The organism is Parageobacillus sp. KH3-4 (assembly GCF_022846435.1).
Lineage (GTDB): Bacteria > Bacillota > Bacilli > Bacillales > Anoxybacillaceae > Parageobacillus > Parageobacillus thermoglucosidasius_A.
This window is the reverse complement of sequence record NZ_AP025627.1, coordinates 761,540-781,554: the sequence shown is the minus strand read 5'-3', so window position 1 is coordinate 781,554 and position 20,015 is coordinate 761,540. Positions and strand designations below refer to the sequence as shown.

The window sequence follows — 20,015 nt, the reverse complement described above, 5'->3', positions numbered from 1 at the left end:
ATATTACCTATTTTTTATCATACCACAAACATACAAAAAAACGCCTCACAAATAAGGCGTTTTTTCATTTTAAAAATTTTCTAATACGCGGCTATCTAGCGCTGACGGCGCATATGGCGGACAAACAGATAAAGTTTCTTCCAACACTTTTTCCTTTTTCCCGCGCGACGCTTCGACAACGATCGTAATAATATGGCATTCTTCGTCTACTTCCATTACTTCAAACAAAAATTGCAATGGCTCGTAGTGGTAAACTGGCTTCAAAAATGAATTTTTTGCTCTGTAATATAGCTTCCCGGCTCTCGCAAATATTTGGAGATGGCAGGCGTGATCATGCCCGTCAGCATCACTGCAGGAATGATCGGCTTTTTAAGTGGCGTCTGGGAAGCGCAATCGTTCTGAATATATAACGGATTGACTCACCGGTTAACGCGAGATAAAGCAGCAAATCTTTGCCTTCCATTCTGGCATTTATCACCGGCTTTTCCCTGACCGTCATTTCCAATATATTTCTCCCTAAGTTTGCGTTTTGTTAACGCTCCTTTTAGAAAGCGCTCTCATGTTCTATGTAACAAAAATTCGGGATAGCTCCCGAATTTTTGCCTTTGTTATTATTCTAATACTTTCATCACGTTTTTGACAGATTCGACCGATTTGGCAAGCGCCGCTTTTTCTTCTTCAGTAAGCTCTAGTTCGATAACTTTTTCGATACCATTGCCGCCTAAAATCGTCGGCACACCTAAATAAATGCCTTCATAGCCGTATTCTCCCTCAAGATAAGCGATCGCTGGAAGAATGCGGCGCTGATCTTTCACAATCGCTTCTACCATTTCCGCAAGCGAAGCAGCAGGAGCATAATAAGCGCTTCCGTTGCCCAGCAAGTTCACAATTTCGCCGCCGCCTTTGCGAGTGCGCTCGACAATCGCGTCTAGACGGTCTTTCGGAATTAATTTTTCAAGCGGAATGCCGCCTGCGTAAGAGTAACGGACGAGCGGCACCATATCATCGCCATGACCGCCTAACACAAAACCAGTCACATCTTTCACGGAAATATTCAATTCTTGCGCAACAAACGTGCGGAAACGAGCCGTATCTAATACGCCGGATTGGCCGATCACACGGTTTTTCGGGAATCCGGATTCTTTAAATACCGTATATGTCATCGCATCAACTGGGTTTGTCAATACGATAATATAGCAGTTCGGCGAATATTTAACGACTTCTTTCGTCACTTGTTTCATAATTTTTTGGTTTGTTGTGACAAGATCGTCACGGCTCATGCCTGGTTTGCGCGCAATTCCCGCTGTAATAATGACAATATCGGAATCGGCAGTATCGGCATAATCGGAAGTGCCGATAATGTTCGCATCAAAACCGAGCACTGGGCTTGATTCCAGCATGTCCAACGCTTTTCCCTTTGTCGGGTTTTCCAATTGCGGAATATCGACAAGGACGATATCTCCCAATTCTTTTTGCGCTAAAATAAACGCGGTTGTTGCACCTGTAAACCCTGCACCAATCACGGAAATTTTTTTGCGTTTCAATTGATTCTCCCATCCTCTCTTCGTTTTATTCCATATTGCGAATGATTGCGTCAGCGAATTCCGAGCATTTCACTTCTGTAGCGCCTTCCATGAGGCGGGCAAAATCGTATGTGACGATTTTTGCAGCAATCGTTTTTTCCAATGCATCGACAATGAGCTTCGCCGCCTCGTTCCAGCCGAGATGTTCAAACATCATCACACCGGACAAAATGACAGACGACGGGTTCACTTTGTCTAATCCAGCATATTTCGGAGCCGTTCCGTGAGTAGCTTCAAAAATCGCATGCCCTGTTTCGTAGTTAATGTTCGCTCCCGGCGCGATGCCAATGCCGCCGACTTGCGCTGCTAACGCGTCAGAAATGTAATCGCCGTTTAAGTTCATCGTCGCTACAACATCAAACTCACGCGGACGTGTCAAAATTTGTTGTAAGAAAATATCGGCAATGACGTCTTTGATGATAATTTTTCCGGATTCTTCCGCTTCTGCTAGTGCCTTATTCGCCGCTTCTTTTCCTTCTGTTTCGACAATTCGGTCATATTGCGCCCATGTAAATACTTTATCGCCAAATTCTTCCTCTGCTAACTCATAACCCCAATTTTTAAATGCGCCCTCCGTAAATTTCATAATATTTCCTTTGTGAACAAGCGTAACCGATTTCCGGCCATGTTCAATCGCGTAGTTAATTGCGGCGCGCACCAGCCGCTTCGATCCTTGCTCGGAAATTGGTTTAATGCCGATACCGGACGTTTCCGGGAAGCGGATTTTGCGAACACCCATTTCATTCTGCAAGAAATCAATCACTTTTTTCACTTCCGGTGTTCCTTTTGCGTACTCGATTCCTGCATAAATATCTTCCGTATTTTCACGGAAAATGACCATGTCCGTATCTTCAGGGCGTTTTACCGGAGAAGGAACGCCTTTAAAATAGCGGACAGGGCGCAAGCAAACGAATAAATCCAATTCTTGGCGCAGCGCTACGTTCAACGAACGAATGCCGCCGCCGACCGGAGTCGTTAATGGACCTTTAATAGCAATTATGTATTCACGAATAACATCAAGCGTTTCTTGTGGAAGCCACTCACCGGTTTGCTTGTACGCTTTTTCACCTGCGAGAACTTCTTTCCAAACAATTTTCTTTTCGCCTTTATACGCCTTTTCTACCGCGGCTTCTAACACGCGGGATGCCGCCGCCCAAATGTCCGGTCCTGTCCCGTCCCCTTCAATAAATGGAATAATCGGATTGTTTGGTACGTTTAGCACACCATTTGTTACTGTAATTTTTTCCCCTTGCGTCACCATAACAACCTCCAATATATTTTTGTTTGAAAGGTGAGAATAGAACTATCTTCTCACCTTTTATAAACTAATTAACCACGTTGTTCAATCGGAACATATGTCCGCTTCGTCGGGCCTGTATATTCTGCGCGCGGACGGATGAGACGATTGTTATCGTATTGTTCCAAAATATGCGCAAGCCATCCAGACATGCGGCTTACGGCAAAAATCGGCGTAAATAAGTCATGGTCAATTCCTAAACAGTGATAAACAGACGCCGAGTAAAAATCAACATTTGGCGGCAACGATTTTTCAGAAGTGACAATCTCTTCAATTTTCGCCGACATTTCATACCAGTGTGGTTCGCCAACAAGTTTTGTTAATTTCTCTGACATTTTTCTCAAATGCTTCGCGCGTGGATCCCCTTTGCGGTAAACGCGATGGCCAAATCCCATAATTTTTTCTTTGTTTTCTAATTTTTCGCGGATATACGGTTCGACGTTATCAATCGTTCCAATTTCTTTCAACATTTTCATTACTGCTTCATTCGCGCCGCCGTGAAGCGGTCCTTTCAGCGCCCCAATCGCCGCTGTTATGCCAGAGTAAACGTCCGACAATGTCGCTACACAGACGCGCGCAGTAAATGTCGACGCGTTCAATTCATGGTCTGCATGTAAGACGAGCGCTTTGTTGAACGCTTCCACCGCCGTTTCATTCGGCTCTTCGCCCGTTAACATATAGAGGAAATTCGCCGCGAATCCTAGATCTTTTCTTGGCTCGACAGGATCCAATCCCTTTCGCACGCGGGCGAAAGCGGTAACGACCGTCGGAATTTTCGCTTGCAAGCGAATCGCTTTACGATAGTTTGCTTCTTTTGTCATGACATCCGCTTCTTCATCGTAAAGCCCTAACATAGAAATCGCTGTCCGCAACGCTGCCATCGGATGGACTTTATCGATTGGATACATTTTAAAATGTTCAATAATTTCTTTCGGAATTGTCGCATTTTCCGCCAATTGTTGCTTTAATTCTTCCAACTGCTGTTTTGTCGGAAGCTCACGGTGCCAAAGCAAATACACAACCTCTTCGAACGTAGCGTTCTCTGCTAAATCATCGATACTATAGCCTACGTACGTTAGCGTGTCATCAATAATCGAACTGATGCTTGATGTAGTTGCGACAACCCCTTCTAGACCGCGTGTTACTGTCATCATGATCTCTCCTTTTCTTTAAAATTCCCCTTCTCCCAATTGCCTTGGTAAAATATGAGAGCGAGCGCTTGCTCGAAATGAAGATAAAAGAATCACACGTAAAAGTAAGTAAAAAGGCAGAAAGTGCTTACATTTTATATTATTAATAATTTTATGTCGCCGCCTTTTACTAGAATAGAATGTGACAAAAGGATAGCGGTAAAGCGCCCATGTCTATATTATAAACAATTATCTGACTTTTGTGAATCAGAAACCACTTATTCTTTGTATTACACAAAAATAACTTAAAAATAGGATATCTAAAAATATTCTATCACTTTCATAACCATATAAGCAATTCCCGCGCCGATAAGCGGTCCAACGGCAACGCCGTGAAAAAACGACACGGCAATGATCGTTCCAAATACGAGAGCAGCCGTCATATGCGGATCTGTCGACAATAATGTGATCCCGCCTTTGGCAACCAACGCGACAAAAATTCCCGATAACAGCGCAATCCACGCTGAAAAAGACTGCAATGAAGCAACTAATTCCTTAAATCCAATCTCTCCCGTAGCAATCGGCGCCAATACGGCGATCGTAATGATCGTAACCCCCCAATGAATTCCTTTTTCGTGAATCACAGGTAGCCATTTTCCTTCCAATCCGATCATTTTGATGATCAATAAAACAGCAACCGCAATCATTAATGATTGATTTTTGGCAATCAATCCAATAATAAATAAAATCAGCAAAAACAATATTGGTCCATTCACGAGATTGCTCTTCCTTTCTTTAATTTTAATGTGCCATGCTTGAAACTTTTCTCTTTGCACATACGTAATGAAACCTGTAATATATAACTATGGAAAAATTATGGGGGTGAAACATTGTCCCGTCATCACTTATATAGCTTTTTGCGCTTTTTGTTGGTGATCGCTATCGTCGTTTTCGGCGCAATCGCTCTTTATTATGTATCAACGGTTACATACCCGTTTATTATTGCGTTTTTTATTGCATTCCTTATCAATCCGCTCGTCAATTTTCTCGAAATGAAAGTAAAAATGCCAAGATGGTTGGCGGTGGTCGTGACATTAATTGTATTATTCGCACTGGTAGCTGGTCTAGTTACTTTGCTGATTGCGGAAATTGTTTCTGGAACGCAATATTTGGCAAATGTCGTGCCAGAAAAATTCCAAAAATTAGTTACGTATATTGAAACGTTTTTCGCTCAGCAAATCATCCCGCTTTATCATGACTTGGCTGTCCTATTTAAAAATCTAGATGCCAGCCAGCAAGATACCATTATGAACAATATCCAAGCAGTAGGTACACAAATCGCAACGACGGTCGGACAATTTATCCAGCACGTGCTGCAAAATATTCCTCAGCTGCTCGCTTGGCTCCCGAATGTGGCTACCGTCTTTATTTTTTCGCTGTTGGCCACATTTTTCATTAGCAAAGACTGGTATCGTCTTACCGGAATGGTCCAAAAAATTTTGCCGGCAAAAGCGCACAAGAGCGGAAAAACGGTATTTCTCGATTTAAAAAAGGCGCTATTTGGCTTTATTAAAGCGCAAGCCACACTTATTTCCATCACCACGGTCATTGTATTGATCGGATTGCTAATTCTCGGCGTCGACTACGCCATTACTATTGCCCTTATTATTGGGCTTGTCGATATTTTACCATACTTAGGAACGGGAATCGTCTTTGTTCCTTGGATTATTTACGCGGCGGCAAGCGGCGATGTACCGTTTGCCATCGGGTTAGGCGTGCTTTATATTATCGTGCTCGTTCAGCGGCAAATCATGGAGCCGAAAGTATTATCGTCATCGATCGGACTCGATCCACTCGCTACGTTGGTGGCGTTATTTGTTGGATTTAAATTAATCGGTTTTCTCGGGTTAATCGTTGGGCCCGTTACGCTTGTCATCATCCGCACGCTGCACAGCGCCAACGTATTTCGCGATATTTGGAATTTTATTATTGGAAAGCCGGCATCATAAAAATATGCAAAGAGCCTTTCAGCGCAGGAAAGGCTCTTTTTTATCTATAAAAGAAAAACGTTTTTGTATCAAAAAGCGACTTTAACCAACGCGCGATATACGGCTTAACAATAGATCGGGTAGCAGGAAGAAGAAGAAAAACGCCAACCACATCTGTCAAAAAACCTGGCGTTAATAAAAGCACGCCGCCGATAAACACACAAATTCCGTCGAGTATCGCTCCGCTCGGAAGGCGTCCATAGAAAAGCTCTCGTTTTGTTTCTTCAATGACAGCCAGTCCCTGCCGCTTCGCGAGCCACACCCCCATTATCCCGGTAAGCACGATAAGCGCAACCGTCGACCATACACCAATCAGTTTGCCGGAGAGAATAAACAAAGCGATTTCCAAGGCGGGAATAACGATCAACATTCCGATAAACCATTTCATCTTTTTTCTCCCTTTCGGAAAAAGAATAAAAACAGAGAATTTCTCTCTGTTTTTATTATACCTTATAACACGCTTGCGTGCCCTTGATAAACAGCGCCAAATCCGGCATCAACCGTAATCTCCTGCCCGTCTTTTAAAATCGATGTCGCGTTTTCTACACCGACAATAACAGGAATGCCGAGGCTTAAACCAACGACTGCGGCGTGGCTCGTTAATCCGCCTTCCTCGGTAATAATCGCCGCCGCTTTTTCCAGCGCTTCCATCATGTCGGCATCCGTGCCGTACGTTACTAAAATTCCGCCTTCTACCATTTTGTTGATAGCCTCTTCCGCCGTTTTCGCAATAACCGCCTTTCCGAACGCAGACTTACGACCGATTCCTTGCCCTTTCGCGATAATATCCCCGATCACATGCACTTTCATCAAGTTCGTCGACCCCGTTTCTCCAACTGGAACTCCCGCAGTAATGACGACTAAATCACCATGTTTTACTACTCCTGATTTTATCGCCGCTTCCACGGCAATATCAAGCATTTCATCGGTCGTGTTCACTTGTGGAGCAACTTGTGAATACACTCCCCATATGAGCGCCAATTTGCGCGATACAGATTCGTCGGAAGTAACCGCTACAATCGGTGCCTTCGGACGATATTTTGACACCATTCCTGCCGTTTTTCCGCTCACCGTCGGCGTTACGATAGCAGCCACATCTAGATTTAACGCCGTATGCGCAACAGACTGGCCAATTGCATCGGTAATCGTCGTCGCGCTTTCTTTTGTCCGTTGTGCTAATATTTCTCGGTATTGTAGCGCTTGTTCTGTGCGCAAAGCAATTTGGTGCATGGTTTTTACCGCTTCTACTGGATAGTGCCCTGCCGCTGTTTCTCCAGATAACATCACCGCATCTGTTCCATCAAAAATCGCATTCGCGACATCGCTTGCCTCCGCCCGCGTCGGTCTCGGGTTGCGCTGCATCGAATCTAGCATTTGTGTAGCCGTGATAACCGGTTTGCCAAGCATATTGCATTTTTTAATCAGCGCTTTTTGGATAAGCGGCACTTCTTCTGCTGGAATTTCCACACCAAGATCGCCGCGCGCCACCATAAGCCCATCAGCGACTTCTAAAATTTCATCAATATTATCAACGCCTTCTTGATTTTCGATTTTTGCGATGATTTGAATATGAAGCGCGTTGTTTGCCTCAAGCAGCTCGCGGATTTCCAACACGTCAGAAGCGCGTCGCACAAACGAAGCAGCGATAAAATCAACACCTTGCTCGATACCAAACAAAATATCTTGGCGGTCTTTATCTGTAATGCCCGGCAAATTGACGCGAACCCCAGGCACGTTAACCCCTTTTTTGTTTTTCAGCACGCCCCCATTTAATACCCTTGTCACGATTTCGCGCGCTTGTTGATCGACCGAAATCACTTCTAATCCGATTAAACCGTCATCGAGAAGAATTTTTGCTCCGGGCGCAACATCATCAACTAGCTTTTCGTACGTAACGGAAATTTTCTCCGGTGTCCCAAGCACTTCTCTCATAGAAATGATAAGCTGTTCTCCTTCTTTTAGCTCAATCGCTCCGTTTTCCATATTATGCGTGCGAATTTCCGGGCCTTTTGTATCTAAAAGAATCGCTACCGTTTTTCCCGTCCGTTTTACCGCTTCGCGAATGTTTTGAATGCGCCGTCCATGTTCCGCATAATCTCCGTGGGAAAAGTTTAAACGCGCCACGTTCATTCCAGCATTGATCAATTCCACAAGCTTGTCCACGCTTTCACTAGCAGGGCCAATCGTACAGACGATTTTCGTTTTCCGCATCATCATGTTTCTTCCTTTCCACCGGGAATATACTAAATAGATAGCTCTTTCGACAGCAAATACATTTTTTGATCAACGGTATGTTTAGTTGCCAACGCTTCCGCAATATCATGGTCGACAAGCTGATTATTTTGGATACCAACGCAACGACCGCCTTTGCCTTCTAACAATAATTCTACTGCCCGAGCACCTAAGCGGCTGGCCAACACGCGGTCAAACGCAGTTGGAGAACCGCCGCGCTGCACATGCCCCAGCACTGTAACGCGCGTTTCAAAACCTGTCGCTTCTTGAATTTTCTTTCCAAACTCGACCCCGCTTCCGACACCTTCAGCAACGATAATAATGCTATGTTTTTTGCCGCGTTCATGCCCGCGTTTTAACCGGGCAATAATATCATCCATATCGTAATCAGCTTCTGGAATTAAAATCGTTTCCGCTCCTCCAGCAAGCCCTGACCATAACGCAATATCCCCAGCATGACGTCCCATTACTTCAATCACATACGTTCGTTCATGCGATGTAGCGGTATCACGAATTTTGTCGATCGCGTCAATCACCGTATTTAACGCCGTGTCAAAACCAATCGTAAAATCCGTTCCAGGAATGTCATTGTCGATCGTTCCTGGCACCCCGACACAAGGGAAACCGTGCTCTGTCAACTTTTTCGCCCCTTGGTAGGAACCGTCTCCGCCGATAACGACTAATCCTTCGATGCCGTGTTTTTTCAATTGCTCAATTCCTTTTAGCTGCCCTTCTTCTGTCTTAAATTCCGGACAGCGCGCCGTATACAGTATCGTTCCCCCGCGATGGATGATGTCGCCGACATCTCCCACTTCCAACTTTCTTATCTTTCCAGCGATCAAACCGGCATATCCGTGGTACACTCCAAATACTTCTATTCCATGGTAAATCGCCTTGCGGACGACAGCTCGGATCGCCGCATTCATACCTGGTGAATCTCCGCCACTTGTTAATACACCTATACGTTTCATGTTGCCACCTCATTCGTTCATTATTTCACAAAACATCAAAAACGTCCGACCTCATACGTCAAAATCCATTAACATTCTATAAAATAACACGAAGCATGAAAGAACACAATAGAGAAGCGGTCAAATTATTTATGAAAAAATGGTTAACAATATAGCAAAGCTGCCTCCAACATGAGACAGCCTCGCTTTTATTTTACCCGAAGCTCGTCGCGTAAAAACGCAAATTGCCCGATTTGTTTAAATTTTTCATATCGTTGTCGAACAAGCGCTTCGCCGTCTAGCTTTAGCAGTTGCGTTAGCGATCGTTTCAACACTTTATCGATTTCCGCTGCCTGTTGGTCTGCATCTCGGTGGGCGCCGCCGCGAACCTCCGGAATAATTTCGTCAATAATGCCAAGTTCTTTTAAATCGTTCGCTGTAATTTTCATCGTTTCCGCCGCACGGCGGGCAAGCGCCGCATCTTTCCACAAAATCGCCGCAGCTCCTTCAGGAGAAATAACGGAATAAGTCGAGTTTTCCAGCATATGAATATGGTTGCCGACACCAAGCGCAAGCGCTCCGCCACTTCCACCTTCCCCGATCACGACGCAAACAATCGGTACGGTAAGTCCGGCCATTTCAAACAAGTTTCTAGCAATCGCCTCGCTTTGCCCGCGCTCTTCCGCCGCTTTTCCCGGATACGCCCCTTTTGTGTCAATAAAGCAAATGATTGGCCGGCGAAATTTTTCAGCTTGTTTCATCAAACGCAGTGCCTTTCGATATCCTTCCGGATGCGGCATTCCAAAATTGCGCCGAATATTTTCTTTTGTATCTTTCCCGCGCTGATGGCCAATGACCGTCACAGGCAGCCCATCATATTTGGCGATTCCTCCGACAATCGCTTCATCATCCCCAAAACAGCGGTCTCCGTGACATTCCAAAAAATTGGTAAACAATCGCTCAATATAATCAAGCGTTGTCGGACGGTTCGGGTGACGCGCAATTTGCACGCGATCCCATGGAGTTAAATTTGCGTATATATCGTTTTCCAGCTTTGCAAGACGCGCTTCTAATTTTTCAATTTCCGAAGAAAGGTCTACGTCCGTGGTTTTCATAAATTCTTTTAATTCGCTAATTTTTTTACGCAGCTCTATAAGCGGCTTTTCAAATTCTAGTTCTGCCACCATCCGTGTTCCCCTCCCCGTTGATGAATGTCGAGTACGGTCGTTAATGTATCTTTCAAATCATGGCGATGAATGACGGCATCAAGCTGACCATGCTTCAATAAAAACTCCGCCGTTTGAAAATCTTCTGGAAGCTCCTCGCGCACCGTTTGTTCAATGACGCGACGGCCCGCAAAGCCAATGAGTGCTCCCGGTTCTGCAAAATTATAGTCCCCTAATGAGGCAAAGCTTGCCGACACTCCGCCTGTCGTCGGATGCGTCATTACCGAAATGATAAGCCCCCCCTCATCGCTAAACAGTTTAAGGGCGGCGCTCGTTTTTGCCATTTGCATTAAACTCAATACCCCTTCCTGCATGCGAGCTCCTCCAGAAGCGGTAAAAATAAGAAACGGCACGTGGCGCTCTCTTGCTTTTTCAATCGCTCGCGTAATTTTTTCCCCTACAACGGACCCCATGCTTCCCATCCGAAACGCCGGATCCATGACAGCGATGACGAGCGGGTATCCGTTTAACGTTCCTTCGCCGGTGATGACCGCTTCGTTTAAGTTCGATTTACGGCGATCTTCTTCCAGCTTTTCCATATATCCTGGAAAGTGCAACGGATTGACTGACACCATATCGGCATCATACTCATGAAAACTTTCTTCGTCTAACAAACTATTAATCCGTTCGCGGGACGGCATTGTATGATGATAACCGCAGCTCATGCAAACCCGTAAATTTTTGATCAGTTCCTTCGTGTACATAATTTTTTTGCACTTTGGACATTTTGTCATAATTCCTTCTGGAACTTCATGTCTCACTTGTTCGGAAGGAATCGATGCATATTTTTTCTTTTTGGTAAACAAGTCTTTCCACATGAGGTGTTTCCTCCTTCGCATTGTCGCTCTACCACTACTACTGTATCGGAAATAAACTGCACTTTTTGTAAAAAAACGTCATCCTTCTTTCGACAATGGACTTTGCCCATTTTCCCATAATTTTATAGCAGCGGCAACGTCCCGCTTCGCAAACGCTTTTAACATTTGTTCATAAAAGTTGCCTGGAAATGAAACGATGCCATTGATCGTTTGGAAAAAGTCATGAAGCACGCGCCAAATTCGTTCCAGTAAATAGTTTTGCGCAGCCGCCGTCACCCATTGGAAAAAAAGCTCGTAATTGATCGTTTTTTGGCGAACCATTTTTTCTAGTTGAGCGAATTCCTGTTCTGTCCACCGCTGGCAGGCAAGCTGCAGACAAAGACGTTCAATAAGCCATTTCGTTTCCGCCAAATCTTCTTTTGCACGTTCATCTTGCAAAATAAACATTCCGAGCAAATCAATAAGCCGATGATTCCCCACTTCTTTGATATACGTCCCTTCCCCACGTCGCGTTTCAATTAAACCGAGGAATTCCAGCGCCCGCAACGCTTCTCTTACAGAAGAACGCCCAACTTGTAGACGCTCTGATAATTCGCGTTCGGAAGGAAGCTTATCGCCAGCGACAAGCCCGTCTTCTTTTATCATCCTGCGAATTTGTTCGAGCGTTTCTATATACACTTTCGCGTCTTTTACTTGTTATCCCTCCCTGCGCACTTTCCTTGTGCATTTTTCGGCGCTACAAAAAGATGCATTTTTTCCTCTGTTTTCCTTCACTGGTCTGACCACCTAATGTTTATACGATATAACAAAATTGAAAAATAGTAAAGAAACGTCATTTTACTACAATATGATCATCGCCGAGCAGCGCTTTCAACGCGGCAATGCACTCATCCGTCAATTCAACATCATACTCTTCCGAAAGCTTCACCATCTTTTGTTCTTGTTCGTAATATAGAAACACAGGAGTGTTTCCGTGATGCTTTTGCAATAACTCTTTTAACGCAAATAATGTTCCAGTGGCGATCTGCTCCGGATCAATTTTTACGTAAAGCGACGCGAACGCGGGAGCCAGCACTTTGCGAATGACGAATTGTGGCTTTCCTGCACGAATCTCTACCTTCCCTTCCAATAATTGCACTTCTCCTTTTTTTAAAACGGAAGCATAACGGCGATATACATCTGGAAACGCGACCGCGTCCATTTCCCCGCTTTCATCGCTAATCGTGAAAAATGACATTTCCTCTCCTTTTTTCGTTCGGGTCTTTCTCTCTTGAACAATATACACTCCGGCTTTAACAGGGCGGTCCGTTTTTTCTCTTATTATGCTCATCACCGGCTGCGCTCCCGCCAAGCGAAACATTTTCCGATGGGCAGATATTGGATGCGGAGAAACATAAACGCCGAGCAGTTCTTTTTCGTACATTAACTTTTCTTCCAGCGGAAAAGCAGGCGCTTCAACATATTTCGGCTTCAGCGATATATCGGAAAATAACCCCTCTTCGACATACGGGCCGACAAGCTGCGCATGCTCTAAAGCGACATCCATGCTCGCCAACAGCGACGCTCGTTCGACGCCAAATTCATCAAAGCAGCCGGACAAAATCAAAGATTCTATCGTTTTTCGGTTGATGCCTTTTCCAAATAAACGGACACAAAAATCAAAAAAGTCGGAGAAAGGCCCTTTTTTTCGCTCTTGTACAATTGCTTTCACCGCCGCTGCCCCAACGTGTTTAACTGCAGCCAAGCTGTAGCGGATCTTTCCGTGCTCGACCGAAAAAGAATAGCGGCTTTGATTAACGGAAGGCGGCAGCAACTCGATCCGCTTTTGCCTTGCTTCATAAATATACAAAGCCACTTTTTCCTCGTCGCCGATCGCGCTCGTTAACAGCGCCGCGTAGAAATAAAGAGGGTAATGTGCTTTCAAATAAGCAAGCTGGTAAGAAAGCATGCTATAAGCGACGGCATGGCTTCGGTTAAATCCGTAGTTGACAAAGCGAACGATCATATCATACAAATCGTTGGCAAACGATTCGTCATAACCTTTTTCCATACATCCCCTTACAAACGCATTCCGCTGTTGATCCAAAATTTCTTTTTTCTTTTTCGCAATCGCCCGCCGCAACAAATCTGCTTTGCCTAGCGAAAATCCCGCGATATTGGCGGCGATTTGCATAATTTGCTCTTGATAAATAAGGACTCCATACGTCGGCGCTAAAATCGGCTCCAAATTTGGATGAAGGTAAGAAGCTTTTTCTTCTCCGTGCTTTCTTCTTATATACGAAGGGATGTAATCGATCGGGCCCGGCCGGTATAGCGCGTTCACCGCCACGATATCCTCGAATTGCGACGGCTTTAGCTGCTTTAGCACACGCTTCATTCCATCGGACTCTAACTGAAAAATCCCGTTTGTGTCTCCCTCGCTTACTAATTCATACGTTTTGCGGTCATGAAGCGGGATCTCCCGCACATCGATCGTTTTGCCCGTTTGCTGCTGAATAAGGCGGCATATATGTTCAAGCAATGTTAACGTGCGCAATCCAAGAAAATCCATCTTTAATAGACCGAGCCGCTCCAACACATCCATCGGATATTGCGTTAAATACAATTCGCCATGCCCTTGTTGCAATGGAACGATTTGCGAAAGCGGCTCGCTGCTAATGATTACACCGGCTGCGTGCGTCGAGGTGTGGCGCGGAAGTCCTTCCACTTTCATTGCCGTGACAACCCATCGTTTCATCAATGCGGAAGACTGAACCGCTTGGCGAAAAGCAGCCGATTGATCATATGCTTCTTGAATCGTGATTCCGGGCTTGTTAGGAACATGCTTTAGGATACTTTCCATCTCTTTCGCATCGATCTGCAGCACTTTTCCAATGTCGCGCAGGGCCGCCTTGGCGCCGAACGTGCCGAACGTAATGATTTGCGCCACATATTGTTGTCCGTACTTATTGGCGACATATTGAATGACTTCTTCGCGCCGTTCATCGGGAAAATCAATATCGATATCCGGCATCGACACACGCTCTGGATTTAAAAACCGCTCGAATAAAAGGCCGTATTGAATCGGATCGACGTTTGTAATGTAAAGCGTGTACGCGACAAGCGATCCTGCCGCCGATCCTCGCCCAGGCCCTGTGATAATCCCTTGTTTTCTGGCGAAATTCATAAAATCCCAAACGATCAAAAAATAGTCACTGAACCCCATTTGCCGAATGACATTCAGTTCATATTCTAGCCGTTCTATGTAGCGGTCAGAAGGGGAAAGCACCCGTTCTCGCAGCCCTTCCATGCAAAGGCGGCGCAAATAATCGTCAGCGCTTTCTTTCGTCGGCACGGGATATTTCGGCAGCTTTAACGAACCAAAATCAATGTCAAGGCGGCATTGTTCAGCGATTTTCCCGCTGTTTTCCACCGCCGCGGGCAAATCGGAAAACCGCTCCTTCATTTCTTCTGGCGATGTTAAATACCGCTCTCCCGCTGTCGCTGTTTCTTTTTCAATCACAGTCCCCTGTTTGATCGCCAATAAACAGCGGTGCACAAACGCGTCTTCTTTTTCGATATATTGAACGTCATTCGTCGCTACAAGCGGTGTATTCGTTTCTTCGCCTAAAACAATCAGTTGCTGTTCATACGGCTCTTTCTCCTTATTTTTCCCACGCTGCACGGAAAGGTAAAAGTTCGCCTCAAAAATTTGCTTATACCGTTCTAATACTTGCTTTGCTTTTGTTATTTCGCCATGAGCGAGCAATATTTCAATTTGCCCGCTTTTTCCCGGGGTTAGCGCAATTAATCCATCGCGATAATGCCATAACCATTTTTCCGGAATTCCTTCGCGTGTTTTCGTTTGAATCGTACTGCTGATTTTCATTAAATGTTGGTAGCCTGTTTCATTTTTTGCTAATAAAACGAGCGGATGTGCCTCTTCTCCTTCAAGCACAACATCCGTGATCATCCCAATAATCGGCTGAATGCCGTAACGTTTACATTCCATGTAAAAGGGAATCGCTCCGTACAATACGTTTTCATCCGTTAATGCTAACGCGGGAAATTGCAAATCTTTCGCCTTTTTAACTAAATCGCTAATTTTCGCTGGGCTTGTTAACAAGCTATAGCAGCTGCGAACGTGAAGGTGAACAAACGACAATGCTCTCCCTCCTTTTCCTTCATTATAGTGGACAAAACTTTTTCGTTGCAAAACATACTCTTTTCTGTTCGTCCATATACATAATAAAAGGAAGGGTGGGACGCGGATGAACGAAAAGATAGCATTTTTGCCCGCATTTATCCAAAGTTATTTTATCGCCGCCGGCGTGTTGCTAGGCGGTGCGATGGTCGGAGCGCTCGGCGCGTTTTTAAGCGGGGAACAGCCGCTTACGGCAATGTATCGATTTGCTGGTGATTTGCGAATTTGGGCTGTCGTCGCCGCCATCGGAGGGACGTTCGATACGTTTTATATGGTGGAGCGGGGCTTCTTTTTTGGGGAAACTCGCGACATTATTAAACAGTTTCTTCTTATTCTTTCCGCGATGGGAGGCGCACAGACAGGGGTTACCATCATTACTTGGCTGACGCAGGAGCATATTTCTTCATGAGAATCCCGCCTTATTACCGCTATCCAATATGGCAGCGTTTTTTTGCCGGAGCCGCGATCGGAGCGCTCATCAGCTGGTTTGTTTTTTTGCATTTATTCGGCGTTTTGCAAGAAAAACAAGTTCGCCAAATCATTGAACTTCAAGACAAAATTGCCGATTTGGAAAACGAAGTTCGCATTTGGCAGGAAGACTACGTAAAATTAAATAAAATGAACAAAAAAAGATTGACAGTTCAAGGGATTTCTATTCACCTTGTCAATGCCGAACAATACAAACTGGACTCTTATACGACGTTTCGCATTGAAGAAAGCGTAAAAGAAGATGTTTCCCATCTTATTGCGAAAGACATCGAAACGGTTTACAACGGCAGGGAATTGCTAAAACGGGCAATTGAAAATAAAACATATACCATTAATGAACAAACATATAAACTAGAAATACATCAGCTCTTTTTGTTTACAACATTATCGATCGAACTGAAGCTAAAGCCCGTTTCTTCGCCGTCATAAAATAAATGTCCCGGACTTTTCCGTACCGGGACATTTCTCGTTTTATCATTGAGAAAGACACGCTGCTTTCAAATCTTCGATGACGCGGTCCGCATCCTCCCATGAATAAATCGAAGCTCCCGCAGCGAGCGGATGCCCGCCGCCACGATATTTTTTCGCTACTTCATTCACAATCGGGCCTTTGGAACGAAGGCGGACGCGAATTTCTTTTTCTTCCTCGATAAAAAATACCCATGCGACAATTCCTTCGATATTGCTAAGCAGGCTCACGAGCTGCGACGCTTCCGAAGCAGTGACGCCATATTGTTCCAGCAGCGATTTCGGCATTTTCACCGCCGCCACACCTTCCGCGGATACCGTAAAGTTTTGCAGCACATACCCGCTTAAATGCGCCACGTTTAACTTTGTATTATACAACCCGTCATATATCTCCGTTAACGAAAATCCGTATTGAATCAGTTCGCTTGCATAACGAAACGTCTTTTCGCTCGTTCTCGGAAAAAGAAAACGGCCCGTATCTCCGACAATGCCCGCGTAAATAAGGCGCGCCGCTGCTTTTGTCATCACAAGCCCTTCCTCTTTTCCCGCCAAATAAAACTCATAAATCATTTCGCTTGTGGAACTTGCGTTTGTGTCGACCCACAAGATGTCTCCATACGGATCTTCGTTTGGATGATGGTCAATTTTAATCAATTTTTTGCCAAGCCGGTAGCGGTCGTCACAAATCCGTTCTTGGTTGGCGGTATCACAAACGATCACAAGCGCGTTGTCATAAGTTTGATCATCAATAACATCCATTCGTCGCAAAAATTGCAACGACTCTTCGTCGTTTCCAACCGTATACACCGTTTTTTCCGGAAAAGATGCCTTCAAAATCTCCGCTAATCCTCCTTGAGAACCGTACGCATCAGGATCTGGGCGGATATGGCGATGAATAATAATCGTATCAAATTGCTGGATCGCTTTTAAAATTTCCAAACATTTCTCTTTCATCTTTCTTCCCCTTTTTTGCGACTGTATTTTCTTTCATTATACGCAAACAAGAAAGGTCATTGCTAGAATTCTTCCTCATTTCTATGTACAATAAGGTAGAAAGAAATGATGGAGGGTTTTATTTTATGCCAACACTTGTAATTTTCATTATATTTTCCTTCTCTTTTTACGTCTATTATAAAATCAAATATTTTCGCTCCCATCGGCCGATGGAACGACGTTGGCTTTCCGCCAAATCAAGCATCGCGCTTGGCTTGTTCGTGTTCTTTTTCGGATTAAATCAGTTTTTCCTCCATTCTTCCGCCGTTACGTATATTGTCGGCACTGTTTTCTTGCTGATTGGTGCCGGAAGCGCATGGGCAGGCTATCGCGCCTATAAATATTATTTGCCTCTCGTTTTGGAAGAAGCGAAACAAACAGCAAAAAACGGGGCGTAAATTGCGTCCCGTTTTTTATACAGCCGCTAGCGGTCGATTAATTGACACATCATCAGGGCTTTTCCGACGACAATGCCTTCGTGATACGCTTCCACATCGACTTTTCCAAATTTCCGTCCCATTTCCAACAGCTTCGCTTTTACTTCGATCGTGCTGTCGATTTGCACTGGTTTAATAAAATAAATCGTAATGTTTTCGATCACTAAATCGCCTCGTTTATATGCACGAAGCGCGCGTGTAGCCGCTTCCGTAACAATCGTCGTAAACACTCCATACGATAGCGTTCCTAAATAATTCGTCATTTGCGGAGTAACCGTGCAGCGAAACATATCTTCTTTTCCATCGCCATCGGCTTCGCGGAACTGGCTTGCAATAATATCATCGATCGTCTCGCCTACTTGCGGCTGGCGTTGAATCATCTGGAGCGCTTTCAATACGTCTTGGCGGCTGATAATTCCTTGAAGGCGATTATGTTCATCAACAACCGGCAAAAGCTCGATGCCTTCCCATACCATAATATGTGAAGCGGAGGCAACCGACGTTTTTCCTTTTACTGTGATCGGGTGTTTTGTCATCGCCTTTTCGATCGGCAATTGCCGGTCAAAGTCGAGCACATCTTTCGCGGTAACGATCCCTTGTACTTTCCACTGCTGATCCACAACTGGAAAACGGCTATGCCTCGTTTCGCGATTGAGCTCATACCAACGTTCAATCGGATCTGTAGCATATAAATATACGGTTTTTTCGAGCGGGATTAAAATATCTTCAACGAGAACGATTTCCTTTTTAATGAGCTGATCGTAAATCGCCCGGTTAATCATCGTTGCCACTGTAAATGTATCATAGCTTGTCGAAATAATCGGGAGCTGCAACTCATCCGCCAATCTTTTCACATGTTCTTCCGTATCGAATCCTCCGGTAATTAACACAGCTGCCCCAGCTTTCAACGCACGTTCATGCGCTTTCGTTCGGTTTCCGACAATCAACAAATCGCCAGCTCCCGTATAGCGCATCATCGCCTCCAGCTTCATCGCACCAATAACGAAGCGGTTCAGCGTTTTATGCAAACCTTCACGACCGCCTAGCACTTGCCCGTCGACAATATTGACAACTTCCGCATACGTCAGCTTTTCGATATTTTCTTTTCGCTTCTTTTCAATGCGGATCGTACCGACACGTTCAATCGTGCTGACATACCCTTTATTTTCCGCATCTTTAATGGCGCGATAAGCTGTCCCCTCGCTTACTCCCATTTCCTTTGCGATTTGCCTTACCGAAATTTTTTCGCCAACCGGTAAACTATTAATGTATTGCAAAATTTGTTCATGCTTTGTCGCCAAATCTCTTCACCCTTTACATGATGTCCTATCTTCATTATACGGGCGAAACAAATCCAATTCAATGAAGCGGCAGACGCACTTGCTGCTAAAAAAGCGCCTCATTCCGAGACGCTTTTTTATTATAATTCTATGCTTTCTCCTGGGTTTAATACACGTCCCACGCCATCAGGGAGCATCGCTACAAATTGCTGCGGATCTTGGGCAATCGCCGGGAACGTATTGTAATGAATCGGAACGACGATTTTCGCACGAAGCCACTCCGCAGCAAGCGCTGCATCTTCCGGTCCCATCGTGAAATTATCCCCGATTGGCAAAAACGCCACATCAATATCGTTGCGCTCACCGATCAGCTTCATATCAGAAAACAATCCCGTATCCCCAGCGTGATAAATCGTTTTGCCTTCCGCAGTGAATAAAATTCCCGCCGGCATGCCTGTATAAATAATTTGCTTGTCTTCCGTTACATAACCTGAACCGTGGAACGCCTGCGTTAATTTGACTTTTCCAAAGTCAAACTGATGCGCTCCGCCGATATGCATCGGATGGACATTCACTCCTTGCCATCCTAAATATGTAGCTAATTCAAAAGGGGCGACAACAAGCGCATTATTTTTTTTAGCAAGCTGCACCGTATCGCCGACATGGTCGGTATGGCCATGCGTAAGCAAAATAGCGTCTGCCTTCACATCTTCGACTTTTAAATCTGTCGTACCATTGCCGGTAATAAACGGATCAATGAAAATCGTTTTTCCATTCGTTTCAATTTTCACAACAGAATGCCCATGATAAGTTACTTTCACGATCATCCTCTCCTTTCATCATTAATTATATTCGCGACGGCTGAAACATTTCCCTTCCCG

The 20,015-nt window shown here is 44.8% G+C and carries 18 protein-coding genes and 1 pseudogene; 4 read left to right on the top strand and 15 right to left on the bottom strand.

Annotated features, from left to right (window positions below; all coding sequences use genetic code 11):
• Window positions 1–69: 69 nt before the first annotated feature.
• The 5 genes and pseudogenes from MWM02_RS03990 to MWM02_RS03970 form a co-directional block, all read right to left on the bottom strand.
• Window positions 70–499, bottom strand: a pseudogene (locus tag MWM02_RS03990) (MaoC/PaaZ C-terminal domain-containing protein).
• Between the two features lie 112 nt (window positions 500–611).
• Window positions 612–1,544 (bottom strand): malate dehydrogenase, encoded by a 933-nt coding sequence (gene mdh / locus MWM02_RS03985; RefSeq protein WP_064549576.1) that lies wholly within the window; start codon window positions 1,542–1,544, stop codon window positions 612–614.
• 25 nt (window positions 1,545–1,569) lie between these two features.
• Window positions 1,570–2,844 (bottom strand): NADP-dependent isocitrate dehydrogenase, encoded by a 1,275-nt coding sequence (gene icd, locus MWM02_RS03980; RefSeq protein ID WP_198401518.1) that lies wholly within the window; start codon window positions 2,842–2,844, stop codon window positions 1,570–1,572.
• Window positions 2,845–2,912: 68 nt separating this feature from the next.
• Window positions 2,913–4,031, bottom strand: coding sequence for a citrate synthase (gene citZ / locus MWM02_RS03975; protein ID WP_244402992.1), 1,119 nt, complete (start codon window positions 4,029–4,031; stop codon window positions 2,913–2,915).
• Window positions 4,032–4,330: 299 nt separating this feature from the next.
• A complete protein-coding gene (locus tag MWM02_RS03970) occupies window positions 4,331–4,786 on the bottom strand; it encodes a DUF441 domain-containing protein (RefSeq protein ID WP_064549574.1) in 456 nt (151 codons plus the stop codon).
• Between the two features lie 114 nt (window positions 4,787–4,900).
• Between MWM02_RS03970 and ytvI the strand changes: the two genes are divergently transcribed.
• Complete coding sequence (ytvI, locus tag MWM02_RS03965) at window positions 4,901–6,019, top strand: sporulation integral membrane protein YtvI (RefSeq protein ID WP_064549573.1); 1,119 nt, start codon at window positions 4,901–4,903, stop codon at window positions 6,017–6,019.
• A gap of 40 nt (window positions 6,020–6,059) precedes the next feature.
• Here the strand turns inward: ytvI and MWM02_RS03960 are convergent, their stop codons facing one another.
• From MWM02_RS03960 to dnaE, 7 genes are all read right to left on the bottom strand, one after another.
• Window positions 6,060–6,446 carry an FxsA family protein gene (locus MWM02_RS03960; RefSeq protein ID WP_244402991.1) on the bottom strand — a complete coding sequence of 129 codons (387 nt, stop codon included), beginning with the start codon at window positions 6,444–6,446 and terminating at the stop codon, window positions 6,060–6,062.
• A gap of 62 nt (window positions 6,447–6,508) precedes the next feature.
• The gene (gene pyk / locus MWM02_RS03955; protein ID WP_244402990.1) at window positions 6,509–8,272 is read right to left on the bottom strand and encodes a pyruvate kinase; all 1,764 of its coding nucleotides are present in this window, start codon (window positions 8,270–8,272) and stop codon (window positions 6,509–6,511) included.
• A 29-nt stretch (window positions 8,273–8,301) separates the two neighbouring features.
• The gene (gene pfkA, locus MWM02_RS03950) at window positions 8,302–9,261 is read right to left on the bottom strand and encodes a 6-phosphofructokinase (RefSeq protein WP_064549570.1); all 960 of its coding nucleotides are present in this window, start codon (window positions 9,259–9,261) and stop codon (window positions 8,302–8,304) included.
• A gap of 188 nt (window positions 9,262–9,449) precedes the next feature.
• Window positions 9,450–10,427 carry an acetyl-CoA carboxylase carboxyl transferase subunit alpha gene (accA, locus tag MWM02_RS03945; protein WP_064549569.1) on the bottom strand — a complete coding sequence of 326 codons (978 nt, stop codon included), beginning with the start codon at window positions 10,425–10,427 and terminating at the stop codon, window positions 9,450–9,452.
• A complete protein-coding gene (gene accD, locus MWM02_RS03940; RefSeq protein ID WP_064549568.1) occupies window positions 10,412–11,284 on the bottom strand; it encodes an acetyl-CoA carboxylase, carboxyltransferase subunit beta in 873 nt (290 codons plus the stop codon). The genes accA and accD overlap by 16 nt, the downstream gene beginning before the upstream one ends.
• Before the next feature lie 78 nt (window positions 11,285–11,362).
• Window positions 11,363–11,962: a FadR/GntR family transcriptional regulator gene (locus tag MWM02_RS03935; RefSeq protein WP_244402989.1), complete on the bottom strand. Its 600-nt coding sequence runs from the start codon at window positions 11,960–11,962 to the stop codon at window positions 11,363–11,365.
• Between the two features lie 154 nt (window positions 11,963–12,116).
• On the bottom strand, window positions 12,117–15,428 hold the full coding sequence (gene dnaE / locus MWM02_RS03930; RefSeq protein WP_244402988.1) for a DNA polymerase III subunit alpha: 3,312 nt from the start codon (window positions 15,426–15,428) through the stop codon (window positions 12,117–12,119).
• A 106-nt stretch (window positions 15,429–15,534) separates the two neighbouring features.
• Here dnaE and ytrH point away from each other — a divergent pair, with 106 nt between their 5' ends.
• Window positions 15,535–15,876 (top strand): sporulation membrane protein YtrH, encoded by a 342-nt coding sequence (ytrH, locus tag MWM02_RS03925; protein WP_003248647.1) that lies wholly within the window; start codon window positions 15,535–15,537, stop codon window positions 15,874–15,876.
• Window positions 15,873–16,385 (top strand): sporulation membrane protein YtrI, encoded by a 513-nt coding sequence (gene ytrI, locus MWM02_RS03920; protein ID WP_064549565.1) that lies wholly within the window; start codon window positions 15,873–15,875, stop codon window positions 16,383–16,385. The genes ytrH and ytrI overlap by 4 nt, the downstream gene beginning before the upstream one ends.
• A 45-nt stretch (window positions 16,386–16,430) precedes the next feature.
• Here the strand turns inward: ytrI and MWM02_RS03915 are convergent, their stop codons facing one another.
• Window positions 16,431–17,378: a DHH family phosphoesterase gene (locus tag MWM02_RS03915; RefSeq protein WP_064549564.1), complete on the bottom strand. Its 948-nt coding sequence runs from the start codon at window positions 17,376–17,378 to the stop codon at window positions 16,431–16,433.
• A 125-nt stretch (window positions 17,379–17,503) separates the two neighbouring features.
• Between MWM02_RS03915 and MWM02_RS03910 the strand changes: the two genes are divergently transcribed.
• Entirely contained in the window at window positions 17,504–17,815 is a 312-nt protein-coding gene (locus MWM02_RS03910; RefSeq protein WP_064549563.1) for a YtpI family protein, read from the top strand.
• A gap of 26 nt (window positions 17,816–17,841) precedes the next feature.
• Here the strand turns inward: MWM02_RS03910 and MWM02_RS03905 are convergent, their stop codons facing one another.
• Both MWM02_RS03905 and MWM02_RS03900 read right to left on the bottom strand, forming a co-directional pair.
• Entirely contained in the window at window positions 17,842–19,155 is a 1,314-nt protein-coding gene (locus MWM02_RS03905) for a CBS domain-containing protein (RefSeq protein ID WP_244402987.1), read from the bottom strand.
• A gap of 119 nt (window positions 19,156–19,274) precedes the next feature.
• Window positions 19,275–19,955 (bottom strand): metal-dependent hydrolase, encoded by a 681-nt coding sequence (locus MWM02_RS03900; RefSeq protein ID WP_244402986.1) that lies wholly within the window; start codon window positions 19,953–19,955, stop codon window positions 19,275–19,277.
• Window positions 19,956–20,015 lie beyond the last annotated feature (60 nt).